General features: G+C 56.8%; 11 protein-coding genes. 6 read left to right on the forward strand and 5 right to left on the reverse strand.

The window, feature by feature from the left end; all coding sequences use genetic code 11:
- The first annotated feature begins 70 nt into the window (after positions 1 to 70).
- Positions 71 to 2,251 (forward strand): catalase/peroxidase HPI, encoded by a 2,181-nt coding sequence (katG, locus tag V1599_RS03195; protein ID WP_112011868.1) that lies wholly within the window; start codon positions 71 to 73, stop codon positions 2,249 to 2,251.
- A 92-nt stretch (positions 2,252 to 2,343) separates the two neighbouring features.
- Here katG and V1599_RS03200 read toward each other — a convergent pair whose 3' ends face one another.
- Genes V1599_RS03200 through ptsP form a run of 3 tightly spaced genes read right to left on the reverse strand, consistent with a single transcriptional unit; the run spans position 2,344 to position 6,637 of the window.
- Entirely contained in the window at positions 2,344 to 3,447 is a 1,104-nt protein-coding gene (locus tag V1599_RS03200; protein WP_395301017.1) for a glycerol dehydrogenase, read from the reverse strand.
- A 12-nt stretch (positions 3,448 to 3,459) separates the two neighbouring features.
- A complete protein-coding gene (gene fsa / locus V1599_RS03205) occupies positions 3,460 to 4,122 on the reverse strand; it encodes a fructose-6-phosphate aldolase (protein ID WP_112011870.1) in 663 nt (220 codons plus the stop codon).
- A gap of 13 nt (positions 4,123 to 4,135) precedes the next feature.
- On the reverse strand, positions 4,136 to 6,637 hold the full coding sequence (gene ptsP, locus V1599_RS03210; RefSeq protein ID WP_395301018.1) for a phosphoenolpyruvate--protein phosphotransferase: 2,502 nt from the start codon (positions 6,635 to 6,637) through the stop codon (positions 4,136 to 4,138).
- 301 nt (positions 6,638 to 6,938) lie between these two features.
- On the opposite strand from ptsP, the gene V1599_RS03215 reads away from it, so the two are divergent.
- The 5 genes from V1599_RS03215 to V1599_RS03235 are packed head-to-tail and all read left to right on the forward strand — an operon-like array spanning position 6,939 to position 11,900.
- Complete coding sequence (locus V1599_RS03215) at positions 6,939 to 8,018, forward strand: PTS fructose transporter subunit EIIC (RefSeq protein ID WP_395301019.1); 1,080 nt, start codon at positions 6,939 to 6,941, stop codon at positions 8,016 to 8,018.
- A 14-nt stretch (positions 8,019 to 8,032) separates the two neighbouring features.
- The gene (locus tag V1599_RS03220; RefSeq protein WP_112011873.1) at positions 8,033 to 8,353 is read left to right on the forward strand and encodes a PTS fructose-like transporter subunit IIB; all 321 of its coding nucleotides are present in this window, start codon (positions 8,033 to 8,035) and stop codon (positions 8,351 to 8,353) included.
- A gap of 52 nt (positions 8,354 to 8,405) precedes the next feature.
- A complete protein-coding gene (locus V1599_RS03225; protein ID WP_395301020.1) occupies positions 8,406 to 10,700 on the forward strand; it encodes a formate C-acetyltransferase in 2,295 nt (764 codons plus the stop codon).
- Entirely contained in the window at positions 10,666 to 11,541 is an 876-nt protein-coding gene (locus tag V1599_RS03230) for a [formate-C-acetyltransferase]-activating enzyme (RefSeq protein WP_297119987.1), read from the forward strand. The genes V1599_RS03225 and V1599_RS03230 overlap by 35 nt, the downstream gene beginning before the upstream one ends.
- 14 nt (positions 11,542 to 11,555) lie before the next feature.
- Positions 11,556 to 11,900 (forward strand): PTS fructose-like transporter subunit IIB, encoded by a 345-nt coding sequence (locus V1599_RS03235; RefSeq protein WP_112011965.1) that lies wholly within the window; start codon positions 11,556 to 11,558, stop codon positions 11,898 to 11,900.
- Here the strand turns inward: V1599_RS03235 and V1599_RS03240 are convergent.
- A complete protein-coding gene (locus V1599_RS03240) occupies positions 11,887 to 12,735 on the reverse strand; it encodes an AraC family transcriptional regulator (RefSeq protein WP_112011876.1) in 849 nt (282 codons plus the stop codon). The genes V1599_RS03235 and V1599_RS03240 overlap by 14 nt on opposite strands.
- Positions 12,736 to 12,829: 94 nt before the next feature.
- Positions 12,830 to 15,481: a phosphoenolpyruvate carboxylase gene (gene ppc / locus V1599_RS03245; RefSeq protein WP_112011877.1), complete on the reverse strand. Its 2,652-nt coding sequence runs from the start codon at positions 15,479 to 15,481 to the stop codon at positions 12,830 to 12,832.
- Positions 15,482 to 15,719: the final 238 nt, after the last annotated feature.

Consider the following 15,719-nt stretch of genomic DNA (forward strand, 5'->3'; position numbering starts at 1 on the left):
GGTTATCCCAACTATACCTTATCAATAAGGGCGTATATCGTAACGGTAATACAGTAAAGGGAGCATAGCGATGAGCACGTCAGACGAAACCAATAAAGCGGCATCAGTTGGCAAATGCCCGTTCCATCAGGGCGGCGTCGATCATAGCGCGGGGGCAGGTACAAGCAGCCGTGACTGGTGGCCAAAACAACTCCGGATAGACCTTCTTAACCAACATTCCAATCGTTCTAACCCGCTGGGTGAAGACTTCGACTACCGCAAAGAATTTAGCAAGCTTGATTACTCCGCGCTGAAAGGCGATCTCAAAGCACTCTTAACCGACTCTCAACCGTGGTGGCCTGCCGACTGGGGCAGCTATGCGGGCCTGTTTATCCGCATGGCCTGGCACGGTGCGGGCACGTATCGCTCCGTAGACGGTCGCGGCGGTGCAGGACGCGGTCAACAGCGCTTTGCTCCGCTGAACTCCTGGCCTGATAACGTCAGCCTGGATAAGGCGCGCCGCCTGCTGTGGCCTATCAAGCAAAAATATGGACAAAAAATCTCCTGGGCCGATCTGTTTATCCTCGCGGGCAACGTGGCGTTGGAGAACTCCGGCTTCCGCACCTTTGGTTTCGGTGCCGGTCGTGAAGACGTCTGGGAACCGGATATGGACGTCAACTGGGGCGATGAAACCACCTGGCTTAAGCACCGTGATCCGGAAGAGCTGGCAAAGCGTCCGTTAGCTGCCACCGAAATGGGGCTAATCTATGTTAACCCTGAGGGGCCAAACGCCAGCGGCGAACCGCTGTCTGCCGCTGCCGCCATCCGCGCGACGTTTGGTAACATGGGCATGAACGACGAAGAGACCGTCGCGCTGATTGCCGGTGGTCACACCCTGGGCAAAACACACGGTGCGGGCGAAGCCACGCACGTCGGTGCCGATCCGGAAGCGGCTCCGATTGAAGCGCAGGGCCTTGGCTGGGCGAGCACGCACGGTACGGGCGTAGGCGCAGATGCAATCACCTCCGGCCTGGAAGTGATCTGGTCCCAGACGCCGACCCAGTGGAGCAACTACTTCTTCGAGAACCTGTTCAAATACGAGTGGGTACAGACCCGCAGCCCGGCAGGCGCTATTCAGTTTGAAGCCGTAGACGCACCGGAGATCATGCCCGATCCGTTCGACCCGTCGAAAAAACGCAGGCCGACAATGCTGGTCACCGACCTGACGCTGCGTTTTGATCCGGAGTTTGAAAAAATTTCGCGCCGTTTCCTCAACGATCCGCAGGCCTTTAACGAAGCCTTCGCCCGCGCCTGGTTCAAGCTGACCCACCGCGACATGGGGCCGAAATCGCGCTACATGGGTCCGGAAGTGCCAAAAGAAGACCTGATCTGGCAAGATCCGCTGCCGCAGCCGGTGTTCAATCCGTCGCAAGAAGACATTGAAAGCCTGAAAGCGGAAATCGCGGCGTCCGGCCTCTCCGTAAGCGAGCTGGTTTCCGTGGCCTGGGCCTCTGCGTCCACCTTCCGCGGAGGCGATAAGCGCGGCGGTGCCAACGGCGCGCGCCTGGCGCTGGCGCCCCAGCGCGACTGGGATGTGAACGCCGCGGCCGTTCGCGCGCTACCAGCTCTGGAAGCTATTCAGCGCACCACCAACAAAGCGTCGCTGGCCGATATCATCGTGCTGGCAGGCGTCGTGGGCGTTGAGCAGGCGGCAAAAGCTGCGGGCGTTTACGTTAACGTACCGTTCACGCCTGGCCGTGTGGATGCGCGTCAGGATCAGACCGATATCGAGATGTTCAACCTGATGGAGCCAATTGCTGACGGCTTCCGCAATTACCGTGCGCAGGTGAATGCTTCGACGACCGAATCGCTGCTGATTGATAAAGCGCAGCAGCTGACGCTGACCGCGCCAGAGCTCACCGTACTGGTCGGCGGACTGCGCGTGTTGGGCGCTAACTTCGACGGCAGCAAAAACGGCGTGTTTACCAACCGCGAGGGCGTGCTGAGCAACGATTTCTTCGTCAACCTGCTGGACATGAATACCCAGTGGAAAGCGACCGACGACTCTAACGAGCTGTTTGCCGGAAGCGATCGCGCCAGCGGTGATGTGAAATACACCGCGACCCGCGCTGACCTGGTCTTCGGATCCAACGCCGTTCTCCGCGCGCTGGCCGAGGTTTACGCCAGCAGCGATGCGCACGAGAAGTTCGTTCGCGACTTCGTTGCCGCATGGGCGAAGGTGATGGATCTGGACCGCTTTGACGTGAAGTAACTCGTATGCCGGGTGGCTGTAACGCCTGACCCGGCCTGCGGATTAAGATGTTTTGTAGGCCGGGTAAGCGCAGCGCCACCCGGCTTTTTTCGTTATTCCCACTCCTGCAGGAACCGCTGCCCGTACTGGTCGGCAACCAGCAGCGCAGCGTAAACCTGATCCGGCGATACGCCGCCCGGCATATTGTGAATGGTTTCTCCTTCCGCGCACGAGGCTTCTGCCACCAGGCGCATCTTCGCCGGAATATCCTCTTTAATATCCAGCTGAGCCAGCGTAATGGGCAGGCCAACGCTGTGGCACAGCGCGGCAACGGTTTCAATCTCCTCCACCGGTGCATTTTCCAGTACCAGCTGCGTGAGCGTACCAAACGCCACCTTTTCACCGTGATAGAAGTGGTGCGCATCCGAAATGGCAGTAAGACCGTTATGGATGGCGTGCGCTGCCGCAAGGCCGCCGCTTTCAAAGCCGACGCCGCTCAGATAGGTATTCGCTTCGATAATGCGCTCAAGGGCAGGGGTGACCACGTGCTGCTCGGCGGCCAGCATCGCCTTTTCACCCTCTTCGACCAGCGTGTTGTAGCACAATTCCGCCAGCGCAAGCGCCGCCTGCGTGCACTTGCCGCCCGCCATCGTCGTGGCACCGCTGCGGGAGCAGGCGCGCGCTTCAAACCAGGTAGCCAGCGCATCGCCAATGCCCGCAGCCAACAGACGAGCAGGCGCGCCCGCGACCACTTTGGTATCCACAATTACCATGTTCGGGTTGTGCGGCAGCATCAGGTAGCGCTCGAACTCGCCGCTGTCGGTATAAATAACGGAAAGCGCGCTGCACGGTGCGTCGGTAGAGGCAATAGTCGGTGCAATGGCAACCGGCACGTCCATAACGTGGGCCAGCGCTTTGGCGGTATCCAGCGTTTTACCGCCACCGATGCCCAGCACGGCCAGACAGTCGGCGCTGTCGGCCATTTTTTTTAGACGATCGATTTCATTTTGTGAACATTCGCCACCAAACGGCGCGATTTCTGCGTGCAGTTCTGCGTTTTTAAAGCTCTGACGCAGGGTTTCTTCAGCAAAACCCAGCACAAATTTATCACCGACCACCAGCCAGCGGTTTGCCAGCGGCTTCAGATAGTCCCCGAGACGGGTAAGCACATCGGCGCCCTGGATATATTTCCCAGGCGATTGAATGATACGGTCCATAACTGTTCTCCCTTAGAGGTTGAGGTTACCAAACGCGTTTTTCCAGTCCTGCTCGAACTTCTCTATCGCTGACTCTACCGCCGGGGTGCCGAGCATTTGTTGCGCTACGTCTAAAGGAAGCGTGATCGCTTCACATCCGGCCAGCAGGCACTCCAGCGCCTGACGTGGCGTTTTGAAGCTGGCTGCCAATACTTTGCTTTCTGGTGCATGCATTTCCAGCAGAGACTGCAGCTCCTGAACCATGCGGATTCCATCACCGCCCTGAGCATCGATGCGATTCACATACGGCGCGACATACTTCGCGCCCGCCAGCGCGGCCAATAAACCCTGAGAGGCACTGTATACGGCGGTTCCTAAGGTAGTGATGCCCTCTTTTTTCAATTGCTTAATCGCAGCAAGGCCTTCAGCAGTGACCGGGATTTTCACCACGATATCCGGCAGGGCATTACTGAGACGTTTGGCTTCCGCCACCATGCCTTCGGCGTCGCGGCTCATGGTTTGGGCAAAAAGGATGCCCTCCGGACCCATGATTTTTTGCAGGCGCGGCAGCACGTCCCAGATGGACTCGCGGCTGGCAGCAATAATGCTGGGATTGGTGGTCACACCCGCAATCGGAAAAATGCGCGCCAGGCGTTCAACTTCCGCAACGTTAGCGGTATCCAGATACAATTCCATGACTCTTCCTCTTTTACAGTTCTAATTCACGTTGCAGCAGGGTGGCGATGGCATCGTCAGAGCTGGCATTGACCAGTGCGCTGCGGAAATCTTCATGCATAATGCGGCGCGCCAGGCGCGAGAAAATACGCATGTGCTGGTCGCCCGCGGCATGCTTATTGAGCGTAAGCATGATGATAAATTGCGCCTTTTCCTCTCCCCACATTACCGGCGCGTTCAGGCGTGCAACGCTAATGGTGGATTGTTCAATGTGCTCCGATTTGCTGTGCGGGATGGCAAAACTAAAGCCAAGGCCGGTGGAGAAGACGGCTTCTCGTGCCCACAGATCGGCCTCCAGCTTGCGGGGGTAGCGGCAACGTCCTGCGAGCAGCAGGTTATCGGTCATTCCTTTCATGACCTCTTCTTTACTGTTCCAGTCGTTATCCAGTGAAATGCAGCGTGGCGTTATCAGCGGCGTATCCTGCTGATTCATGCGGAACTGCGCGAGAAGGTGCTCCACTTCAAGCGAGGTACGGCACGCCATTGCCTGATTAAGCAATTGGCGGCAGGCGCGGCTATCAAGCTGTGCCAGGCGCGCTTTTGTTGCCGGGATGGCAGGCGAGCCCATGCTGAGCTCGTCCAGCCCCAGTCCCACCAGCAGCGGCAGTACAGAGCCTTTTGCTCCGAGTTCGCCGCAGAGTCCAATCCATTTTCCCTGACGATGAACGGCCTGAACGGCGTAATCCAGCGCGCGCAGGAAGGCCGGGTTCAGGCTGTTGTAATGACGCGTGACTTTGGCATTGTCGCGGTCCACAGCCAACAGGTACTGCGTCAGGTCGTTACTGCCGATGCTAAAGAAATCAATCTCTTCGCAGCACTGGTCGATGATAAACATGATCGAGGGAACTTCGAGCATGATGCCCAGCGGGATTTTTTCATCAAAGGGAATATGCTCTGCGCGAAGCTGCTGTTTCACTTCGGCGAGTTTCTCTTTCACCCACAGGATCTCCTCCATGGAAGAGATCATCGGGATCATGATCTTCAGGCTGCCGTGGGCAGAGGCGCGCAGGATCGCCCGCAGCTGGGTGGCGAAAAGCGCTGAATATTCTTCATAAATACGCACGGCGCGGTAGCCGAGGAACGGGTTGTTCTCAGGCGGTATATTAAGGTATTCCACTGGCTTATCGCCGCCGATATCCATGGTCCGCACGATGATGCTGCGCCCGTTTGCACTTTCAAGCGCCTGGCAGAATAGGTTGTACAGCTCGTCTGCGTCCGGTGCGCTGGCACGATCCATATAAAGCATTTCGGTACGGAATAGCCCAACGCCTTCGGCGCCGTTACCGAACGCTGCCTGCGCTTCTACGGCGTGGGCAATGTTGGCGGCAACTTCGATTCGCATCCCGTCGGCGGTTCGTGCTTCACGGTCAAGCCAAACGTGTTGCTGTTCACGAATGGCCTCCTGCACGCGCGCTTCCTGTTGGTAATAGCGTGCTACCGCATCGCTGGCGTTCACCACAACTGCACCGGCATTGCCATCCACAAAGATGGGCTGGTTGCGCCATGGCAACACGCTTTCGCTGTCAACGCCAACCAGGGTGGGAATATTAAAGGAACGAGCAAGAATAACGGTGTGTGAGGTCGTGCCGCCGCTTTTTAATAATAAGCCCTTAAGCAAGGTTTTATCGAGTTCCAAAAACTGGCCGGGCGTGAGGTCTTCGGCAAGGCCAATTGTCGGCTGCGTCAGCTTGCCCGGCGCCGGGAAGCGCTCGTCACCGTAGATGTGCTGAAGAAGCTGGTAGCAGACATCCCGCACGTCCAGCGCGCGTTCCTGCAAATAGCTGCTGCTGGAGCGGGAAAATTCTTCACAAAAATGGTTCGCCGTGGCGACCGTCGCCTGCGCACAGCTCAGGCCCTGGTTAACGCCAGCGAGAAGGTGCTGGCGCAGCGAGGTGTCCGTCGCCAGCGAGCGGTGTGCTTCAAGGATCGCGCTGGCGGTGCTGTCGCTGTCCAGCGCGCGCAGCTCAATGTTTTTCACCAGCAGGACGAGGCCATTGTCCAGCGCCGACTGCTCCTCTTCCACGCTTTTTGCGTCAGGTAAATCCGTCAGCGCATTGAGATCCAACGAGGTGAGTAGCGTAAGAATGCCCTGGGCGCTGCCGCTGCAAACGGGCAGGCCGCGAAACAGCGTGGGATGCAGGCGCGTGAGGGATTCTGGCAGCGGATCAAGCTCGGTATTCATGGTTTCTGCAAGCGGTGCGTCGCAATGTGGAAACTCCTCGCTCAGCCATTGCTTTAGCCGTTGATGGGCATGCTGCTCATCGTCCCCGCTGATGATCATGCGGCAGGCATCGCCTGACAGCGTATCGGTACCAATAAGGGCAAGCGCGCTTTTTGCATCACCTTTCCGGTCCGTCCGCAGATTGTGCCATTCAATTTGTGACGTAAACGTATTGCACAGCGTCTCTACGTGACTTGCCGGACGCGCGTGAACACCGTTGGGCAATTCACAGGTAAATTCCACTACCAGAGCCATACACACTCCTGAAACCAAGGATCGTTAATTGGACACAGCATACGAGTGCGTCGCTCACGCGCGCCATGTGACAAATCTGCCAAAAGCTGGACAAATGTAATATCACGCAAAAAGTGGGATTTGACTCACAGGTTAAGACATTTCGCGCTTTATATCGCCAGCACGAATTTTCGAGGCGGATCGCATTTTTATTTCTATATTACAATAATCCAGTAAATGGCCTTTTTGTCTCCTGTCCGCCCTCTTCGCGATTGCCTATTGTTTGCCACAACATCTTTATGGGTTTGGCCAGGAGCGACATATGAAAGAGTTGATGCATATTCTTAAGAACACCCGACAGCATCTGATGACGGGGGTGTCGCACATGATCCCGTTCGTTGTGGCGGGAGGCATTTTGCTGGCGGTTTCGGTCATGCTGTATGGCAAAGGTGCGGTACCGGATGCAGCAACAGACCCCAATCTGAAAAAACTGTTCGATATCGGCGTGGCGGGGTTAACGCTGATGGTGCCTTTCCTGGCTGCCTATATCGGCTATTCCATTGCAGAACGCGCCGCACTGGCGCCTTGCGCGATTGCCGCCTGGGTCGGCAACAGTTTCGGAGCCGGTTTCTTTGGCGCCATTATTGCCGGGATCCTCGGCGGGATTGTGGTCTGGTACCTGAAAAAATTGCCGGTTCCAAAAGTCCTGCGCTCCGTTATGCCCATTTTCATCATTCCTATCATCGGCACCTTCGTTACCGCAGGCATCATGATGTGGGGGCTGGGCGAGCCTGTTGGGGCATTAACCACCGGTTTAACGCAGTGGCTGCAGGGGATGCAGCAGGGCAGCATTGTGGTTCTTGCCGTCATTATTGGACTCATGCTGGCGTTTGATATGGGCGGCCCGATTAATAAAGTGGCCTATGCTTTCATGCTGATTTGCGTTGCTCAGGGCGTTTACACCGTGGTCGCGATTGCGGCGGTAGGGATTTGCGTTCCGCCGCTGGGCCTGGGGCTGGCAACGCTGATTAATCGTAAAAACTTTTCCGGTGAAGAGCGCGAGGCGGGCAAAGCGGCGCTGGTCATGGGCTGCGTCGGCGTTACGGAAGGGGCGATTCCATTTGCCGCAGCCGATCCCCTGCGCGTAATCCCGTCCATCATGCTGGGCTCTGCCTGTGGCGCGGTTACCGCGGCGTTAATGGGAGCGCAGTGTTATGCCGGTTGGGGTGGGCTGATTGTGCTCCCCGTTGTGGAAGGCAAACTGGGCTACATTGCAGCAGTGGCTGTGGGGGCTGTAGTGACGGCGATTAGCGTCAACGTGCTGAAGAGCATTGCGCGTAAGAATACCAAACAGGTCGAGGAAAAAGAGGATGACCTCGATCTGGATTTCGAAATTAACTGAATGAGGAAGAGAACATGGCCCGAATTATTGCAGTAACCGCATGCCCGTCAGGCGTTGCTCATACCTATATGGCAGCCGAAGCGCTGGAGAGCGCGGCGAAAGCGAAAGGCTGGGAAGTGAAAGTTGAAACGCAAGGCTCCATTGGTCTTGAAAACGAATTGACCGCAGAGGACATTGCGGCAGCGGATGTGGTGATCCTGACCAAAGATATTGGCATCAAGTTTGAGGAGCGTTTTGCCGGTAAGACTATTGTACGCGTCAACATCAGTGACGCTGTAAAGCGTGCCGACGCCATCATGAACAAAATTGACACTCACTTGGCTCAAACCGCCTGATGCTCTCCCGCCCCGTTGGGGCGGGCTCGTTTTCCGTTACAGGAGTTCCCTCATGACGAATCGTACCCAGCGTTTAAAAGACGCGCTCTTTGCAAACCCGCGTGAAATCTCGCTTGAGCGCGCATTGCTCTACACCGCCAGCTATCAGCAGACGGAAGGCGAGCCGGTCATTATCCGGCGTGCGAAAGCCACGGCGTACATTCTCGACCATGTGAATATCGCGATTCGTGACGAGGAATTGATTGCCGGAAACCGTACCGTTAAGCCGCGCGCGGGCATCATGTCCCCGGAAATGGATCCCTATTGGCTGCTTAAGGAACTGGATCAGTTTGCGACGCGCCCGCAGGATCGCTTCGAAATCAGTGATGCGGATAAGCAGACCTATCGTGAGGTGCTTTATCCCTACTGGGAAAAGCGGTCGATGAAGGACTTCATCAACAGCCAGATGACCGAAGACGTAAAGGCTGCCGTGGGTACGCAGATCTTTAGCATCAACCAGACGGATAAAGGGCAGGGGCATATCATTATCGATTATCCGCGCCTGCTGAATAACGGGCTGGGCGCGCTGGTGGCGGAAATGCGTGCGCACTGCGCCCGCGATGAGCAGAACTCTTTCTATGCGGCAGCGCTGATTCTGCTTGAAGCGTCCCAGCGGCATATACTGCGCTATGCAGCACTGGCTGAGGAACTTGCCCAGCACGCTGCCGCGCCGCGCCGCGAAGAACTGCTCAAGATTGCAGAAATTTCACGCCATAATGCAGCGTTCAGGCCGCAAACCTTCTGGCAGGCGTGCCAGCTGTTTTGGTACATGAACGTCATTTTACAGTATGAATCCAACGCCAGTTCGCTTTCAATTGGCCGCTTTGACCAGTATATGCTGCCGTTTTACCAGGCCTCTCTCTCACAGGGAGAAGAACCAGGCTTCCTCAAAGAACTGCTGGAATGCCTCTGGGTGAAGTGCAACGACGTCGTGCTGCTGCGTTCGACCAGCAGCGCCCGTTATTTTGCGGGGTTCCCGACGGGTTATACCGCTCTGTTGGGCGGGCTGACGGAAAACGGCCGCAGCGCGGTGAACGTACTTTCCTTCCTGTGCCTTGATGCCTATCAGAACGTTCAGCTTCCTCAGCCGAACCTCGGCGTGCGGGTGAATGAGCTCATAGACCGGCCTTTCCTGCTCAAAACCGCGGAGACGATCCGCCTGGGAACCGGCATCCCACAGATTTTCAACGATGAGGTTGTCGTGCCTGCGTTCCTGAACCGCGGCGTGTCGCTGGAAGATGCGCGTGATTATGCGGTGGTTGGCTGCGTCGAGCTGTCGATTCCGGGAAGAACCTACGGCCTGCACGATATCGCGATGTTTAATCTCCTGAAGGTGATGGAAATCGCTATCCAGGAAAACGAGGGTAATAGTGACCTGAGCTATGAAGGCCTGCTTGAGCATATCCGTGCCAAAATTAACCATTACATTGCGCTGATGGTCGAAGGGAGCAATATCTGTGATATCGGCCATCGGGACTGGGCGCCCGTACCGCTGCTGTCGTCTTTCATCAGCGATTGCCTGGAAACGGGCAAAGACGTAACCGACGGCGGCGCCCGCTACAACTTTTCCGGCGTACAGGGTATTGGCATTGCAAATCTAAGCGACTCCCTCCACGCCCTGAAGGGGCTGGTCTTTGAACAGCAGCGCTTAAGTTTTGATGAGTTGCTCGCCGTGCTTAAAGCTAACTTTGCCACCCCAGAAGGGGAAAAAGTGCGCGCACGGCTGATTAACCGCTTCGAAAAATACGGCAATGATATCGATGAGGTCGACAACATCAGCGCTGATCTACTGCGCCACTACTGTAAAGAGGTTGAAAAATACCGGAATCCGCGCGGCGGGCAGTTCACGCCGGGTTCGTATACCGTTTCTGCGCATGTGCCGCTTGGTGCGGTTGTGGGTGCGACGCCGGATGGTCGCTTAGCGGGCGAACAGCTGGCGGACGGCGGCCTCTCTCCGATGCTTGGTCAGGATATTCAGGGCCCGACGGCGGTACTGAAATCGGTGAGCAAACTGGATAATTATCTGTTGTCCAACGGTACGCTGCTGAACGTAAAATTTACTCCCGCGACGCTGGAAGGGGAGGCAGGTCTGCAAAAGCTGGCCGATTTTCTTCGGGCGTTTACCCAGCTTAAACTACAGCACATTCAGTTCAACGTGGTAAATGCGGACACGCTGCGTGAAGCGCAACAGCGCCCTCAGGATTTTGCCGGGCTGGTGGTGCGCGTTGCCGGGTACAGCGCCTTCTTTGTTGAGCTGTCGAAGGAGATCCAGGATGACATTATCCGTCGAACAGCGCATCAGCTGTGACGTCATCGAAACGCGCGCCAGCGTGGCGCGTGTTTTCAACATCCAGCGCTACTCCTTGAATGACGGGAGCGGCATCCGGACGGTGGTTTTTTTTAAAGGCTGCCCTCACAAATGCCCGTGGTGCGCTAACCCTGAGTCGATCTCGCCTAAAATCGAGACGGTACGCAGGGAAAGTAAATGTTTACACTGCGCCCCCTGCTTGCGTGATGCTGACGAATGCCCGTCAGGCGCGTTTGAGCGTATCGGTAGGGAGGTAACCCTGGATGACCTTGAACGCGAGGTAATGAAAGACGACATTTTCTTCCGCTCATCGGGCGGTGGCGTCACGCTTTCCGGTGGGGAGGTGTTGATGCAGGCCCCTTTCGCAACAGAGTTTTTACGAAGGCTGCGTCGCAACGGGGTCAATACGGCGATAGAAACGGCGGGGGATGCTCCTCTTTCGCGTTTGCTGCCTCTGGCATATCAATGTGACGAAGTGCTTTTTGATCTAAAAATTATGGACGCCGAACGGGCGCGTTCGGTGATTGCAATGAATTTGCCCAGAGTGTTGGATAACTTTATGCAGCTGGTCGCTGAGGGCGTAAACGTGATCCCACGCGTGCCGCTTATTCCTGGCTATACGCTCAGCGAAGAGAACATGGCTCGCGTATTGTCATTCTTGCAACCTTCCGGGATCAGGCAGCTGCATTTACTGCCATTCCACCCGTACGGAGAGCCAAAGTACCGTCTCCTTGGGCAGCGGTGGGGAATGGAGCATATCGTTCCGCCGACGCCGCTGGAGATTGAAGCCATCCGGCAAATGGCGGAGCGAAAGGGTTTTTGCGTCACGGTAGGAGGTTGATTATGACAGCGAACATGAGCAGGCGTCTGGTGGCGGTCACCGCATGCGTCAGCGGGGTTGCGCATACCTACATGGCTGCCGAGAAGTTAGAGAAACTCTGCCAGCAGGAAAAATGGAGCGTGATGATTGAAACGCAGGGCGCGCTGGGCGTTGAATGCGAGCTTACGGATGATGATATTCGCCGCGCCGCTGTCGCCTTACTCATTACCGATATTGAACTGGCAGGCAGCGAGCGCTTTGACCATGTCCGCTATGTGAAGTGCGGCATAAACGCTTTCCTGCGCGATCCGCAAAAGGTCATGGCGGCGGTGCGTAAAATGCTATCCGCGCCGCAGCATACGCACATCATTGTGGAGTAGCCACTTTTTCGATGAGCTGACTGTGATACTGGCGTCGGTACTCGGATGGAGAGCGCTCCGTATTCTTGCGGAATAACCGACAAAAATAGTTACTGTCGACAAATCCGCAGGCATGCGCCACTTCTTTCACTTTCAAGTCATATCCCTTCAGCAGTCGGCGCGCGTGCTCCAGCCGGGTGTGGGTCAGATATTCATTAAAACCGACCGCGCCCGTTTTCTGGAACAGGTGTGAAAGGTAGTTGGGGGAGATGTAAAACGCCTGTGCAACTGATTCTCGGGTGAGCGGTGCGGCATAGTGTTCATCAATATACACGCGGATCGCTTCAAACAGCGCCTGGCTGCGGGAGGCTGTCTGGATCTGGCTTCCGAGCAGATCTACGCAGTGGCTAAGCAGGCTGGCAACAATAAGCCGTGCGGTTTGTTGTTCATGAGGCTGCATCTGCATTTCATGCAGCGTTTGCAGCAGGAATGAGCCAATGCGGGGGCCGCGGCGGGCGACGTTCTGTTTCGCGAAATTACGTACTTCAATACCATCCCAGTGCACAAGGCTAAACCCAAGCTGCTGTTTGCCGAACAGGATGCTCAGCGTGGTTGCAGGTTCCTGCCACTGTGGATAATTCCAGCCGCCGGCTGGGACGTAGAGAACATCACGTTGCTGTAGGGCGGGAACAGCGCGATCTGCAATTGACCCCTCGATCGCAATTTCCAGGCGTGGAAAATCGACTTTTAAGGCAAGTTCGGGGGCGGGAGCGTTGGAGTTTGCAAAGTGTACCTGGCGAAGCGGCAACGTACCGTTTATCAGGTCACTCAGGATTTGGGTAATGTCGTATTGCATGATGTGGATACCAAGGTACTGCCGGGTGGCGCTGACGATTGCCCGGCCTACTTTCGTAGGCTCGTGCAAGCGTAGCGCTACCCGGCATAAAGCATTAGCCCGTGTTACGCATACCCGCCGCAACGCCAGCGATCGTCACCATCAGCGCCTGCTCAACGCGAGGGTCGGGCTCTTTGCCTTCCTCTTCCGCCTGGCGTGAACGGTGCAGAAGCTCTGCCTGCAGCACGTTCAGTGGATCGGTGTAGATGTTGCGCAGCTGAATGGACTCGGCAATCCACGGCAGGTCTTCCATCAGGTGTGAATCGTTGGCAATATCCAGCACTACCTTAATATCGCCTTCCAGCAGCTCGCGCAGCTCTTTGCCCAGCGCCCACAGCTCCGGTTTTACCAGGCGCTGATCGTAGTATTCCGCCAGCCACAGGTCCGCTTTTGAGAAGACCATCTCAAGCATGCCAAGACGCGTCGAGAAGAACGGCCAGTCGCGGCACATGCTTTCCAGCTCGTGCTGCTTGCCGTCTTCCACCACCTTCTGCAGCGCGGCACCCGCGCCCAGCCAGGCGGGCAGCATCAGGCGGTTTTGCGTCCAGGCGAAAATCCACGGGATGGCGCGCAGGGATTCGACGCCGCCGGTCGGCCGACGCTTGGCCGGACGTGAGCCTAGCGGCAGTTTACCCAGCTCCTGTTCAGGCGTGGCTGAACGGAAGTAAGGGACGAAATCTTTGTTTTCGCGCACGTAGCCGCGGTACAGATCGCAGGAGATATCCGACAGCTCGTCCATGATGCGGCACCAGGACTCCTTCGGCTCCGGCGGCGGCAGCAGGTTCGCTTCCAGAATGGCGCTGGTATAGAGCGACAGGCTGCTGATGGTGACTTCCGGCAGGCCGTACTTGAAGCGGATCATTTCGCCCTGTTCGGTCACGCGCAGGCCACCTTTCAGGCTTCCCGGTGGTTGAGAGAGCAACGCCGCGTGCGCTGGGGCACCGCCGCGGCCAATCGAGCCGCCGCGACCGTGGAACAGCGTCAGCTCAATGCCGGCTTTCTCGCAGGTCTTGATCAGTGCGTCCTGCGCCTGATACTGCGCCCAGGATGCCGCCATTACGCCCGCATCTTTTGCGGAGTCGGAATAGCCGATCATTACCATCTGTTTGCCCTGAATAAAGCCGCGATACCAGTCGATATTCAGGAGCTGGGTCATCACGTCATTGGCATTGTTCAGGTCATCAAGCGTTTCAAACAGCGGAGCCACCGGCAGGGCATAGTCGATACCGGCTTCTTTCAGCAGGAGATGTACGGCCAGCACGTCGGACGGCGTCTTCGCCATGGAGATCACATAGGCGGCCACCGATCCTTTTGGCGCATCAACGATCGCTTTACAGGTGTTAAGCACCTCGCGGGTATCGTTGCTCGGTTCCCAGCTGCGCGGCAGGAGAGGACGCTTGGAGTTCAGTTCGCGGATCAGGAACGCCTGCTTGTCGGCTTCAGACCAGCTTTCATAGTCGCCGATGCCCAGATAGCGGGTCAGCTCGCCCAGCGCTTCGGTGTGGCGAGTGCTCTCCTGACGCACGTCGATCCGCACCAGCGGCACGCCAAAACACTTCACGCGGCGCAGGGTGTCAAGCAGCTCGCCGTTAGCGATGATGCCCATCCCGCAGGCCTGGAGCGATTTATAGCAGGCGTAGAGCGGTTCCCAGAGCTGTTCGTTCTGGCTCAGGAGGCCTTCCGGCTTCGGCAGACGCTGGCCTTTCAGGCGGGCTTCCAGCCAGGCCTGCGTCGCCATCAGCTGACCGCGCAGTTTTTTCATCAGGAAACGGTACGGCTCGCTGGCACCTTCTTCACCGGCCAGCTCGCGCAGTTCCGGCGTGGCTTCCACCATCGACAGTTCGGAGATCAGCACCTGGATATCTTTCAGGAACAGGTCAGTGGCTTTCCAGCGGCTCAGCAGCAGCACGTGGCGGGTAATTTCCGCGGTGACGTTCGGGTTGCCGTCGCGGTCGCCGCCCATCCAGGAGGTGAAGCGTACCGGCACAAAATCAACCGGCAGGCGATAGCCCAGGTTCTCTTCCAGCTGCTCGTTTAGCTCGCGAAGATAGTTCGGCACGCCTTCCCACAGGCTATTTTCGACCACCGCAAAGCCCCATTTTGCTTCATCGACGGGGCTTGGGCGATGCTTACGAATTTCATCGGTGTGCCAGGACTGGGCAATCAGCTGGCGCAGGCGGCGCATCAGCTGATTGCGTTCGTAGTCGGCAATGTCTTTGTTATCCAGCTGCTTCAGGCAGTTGTTCACTTCCACCATTTTGTGGATGAGCGTGCGGCGGGTGATTTCGGTGGGGTGAGCGGTCAGCACCAGTTCAAGCGAAAGGGATTCCACCGCCTGCTTGATGGTCGCTTCGTTCAGATCGGGCTGTTCTTTGAGTTTTCTAAGCGTGCGGGCAATCACTTCCGGGTTGCTGGCAGCCTCGCCGTTCGGCGAAATGCTGTGATATTGCTCAGCGGTGTTTGCGAGATTCAGGAACTGACTGAACGCGCGGGCGACGGGTAACAGCTCATCGTTAGACAGGTTCTGCAGGGTGGTGAGCAGCTCCTGACGATTCGCCTCGTTACCGGCACGGGAGGATTTGGACAGCTTGCGGATGGTTTCAACGCGGTCGAGGATGTTCTCCCCCAGGGCGTCTTTGATGGTATCCCCAAGCACTTTGCCGAGCATGCTGACATTACTACGCAACGCGGAATATTGTTCGTTCATAAAAACCCAGTCACCCCATCATTTTTGTTTATGCCCAGTCGAAAATCTTTTGGACATTAATTTGTCATCTCCCCTTATAAAGCCACGTAAAACCCCCGTCGTCAATTGCTGCGAAAACGGTTCAGCAATCGAATAAATGCGGGTAATTTACGAAATTTAATTCACTTCGCGCCAGATAAGAGATGCTTATGAGAATGTGATGAAGATCGCGGGACAGATTGCACGTCCCAGGCCCCTC

Origin of the sequence: Enterobacter sp. ECC-175 (genome assembly GCF_043968675.1) — a bacterium.
GTDB lineage: Bacteria > Pseudomonadota > Gammaproteobacteria > Enterobacterales > Enterobacteriaceae > Enterobacter.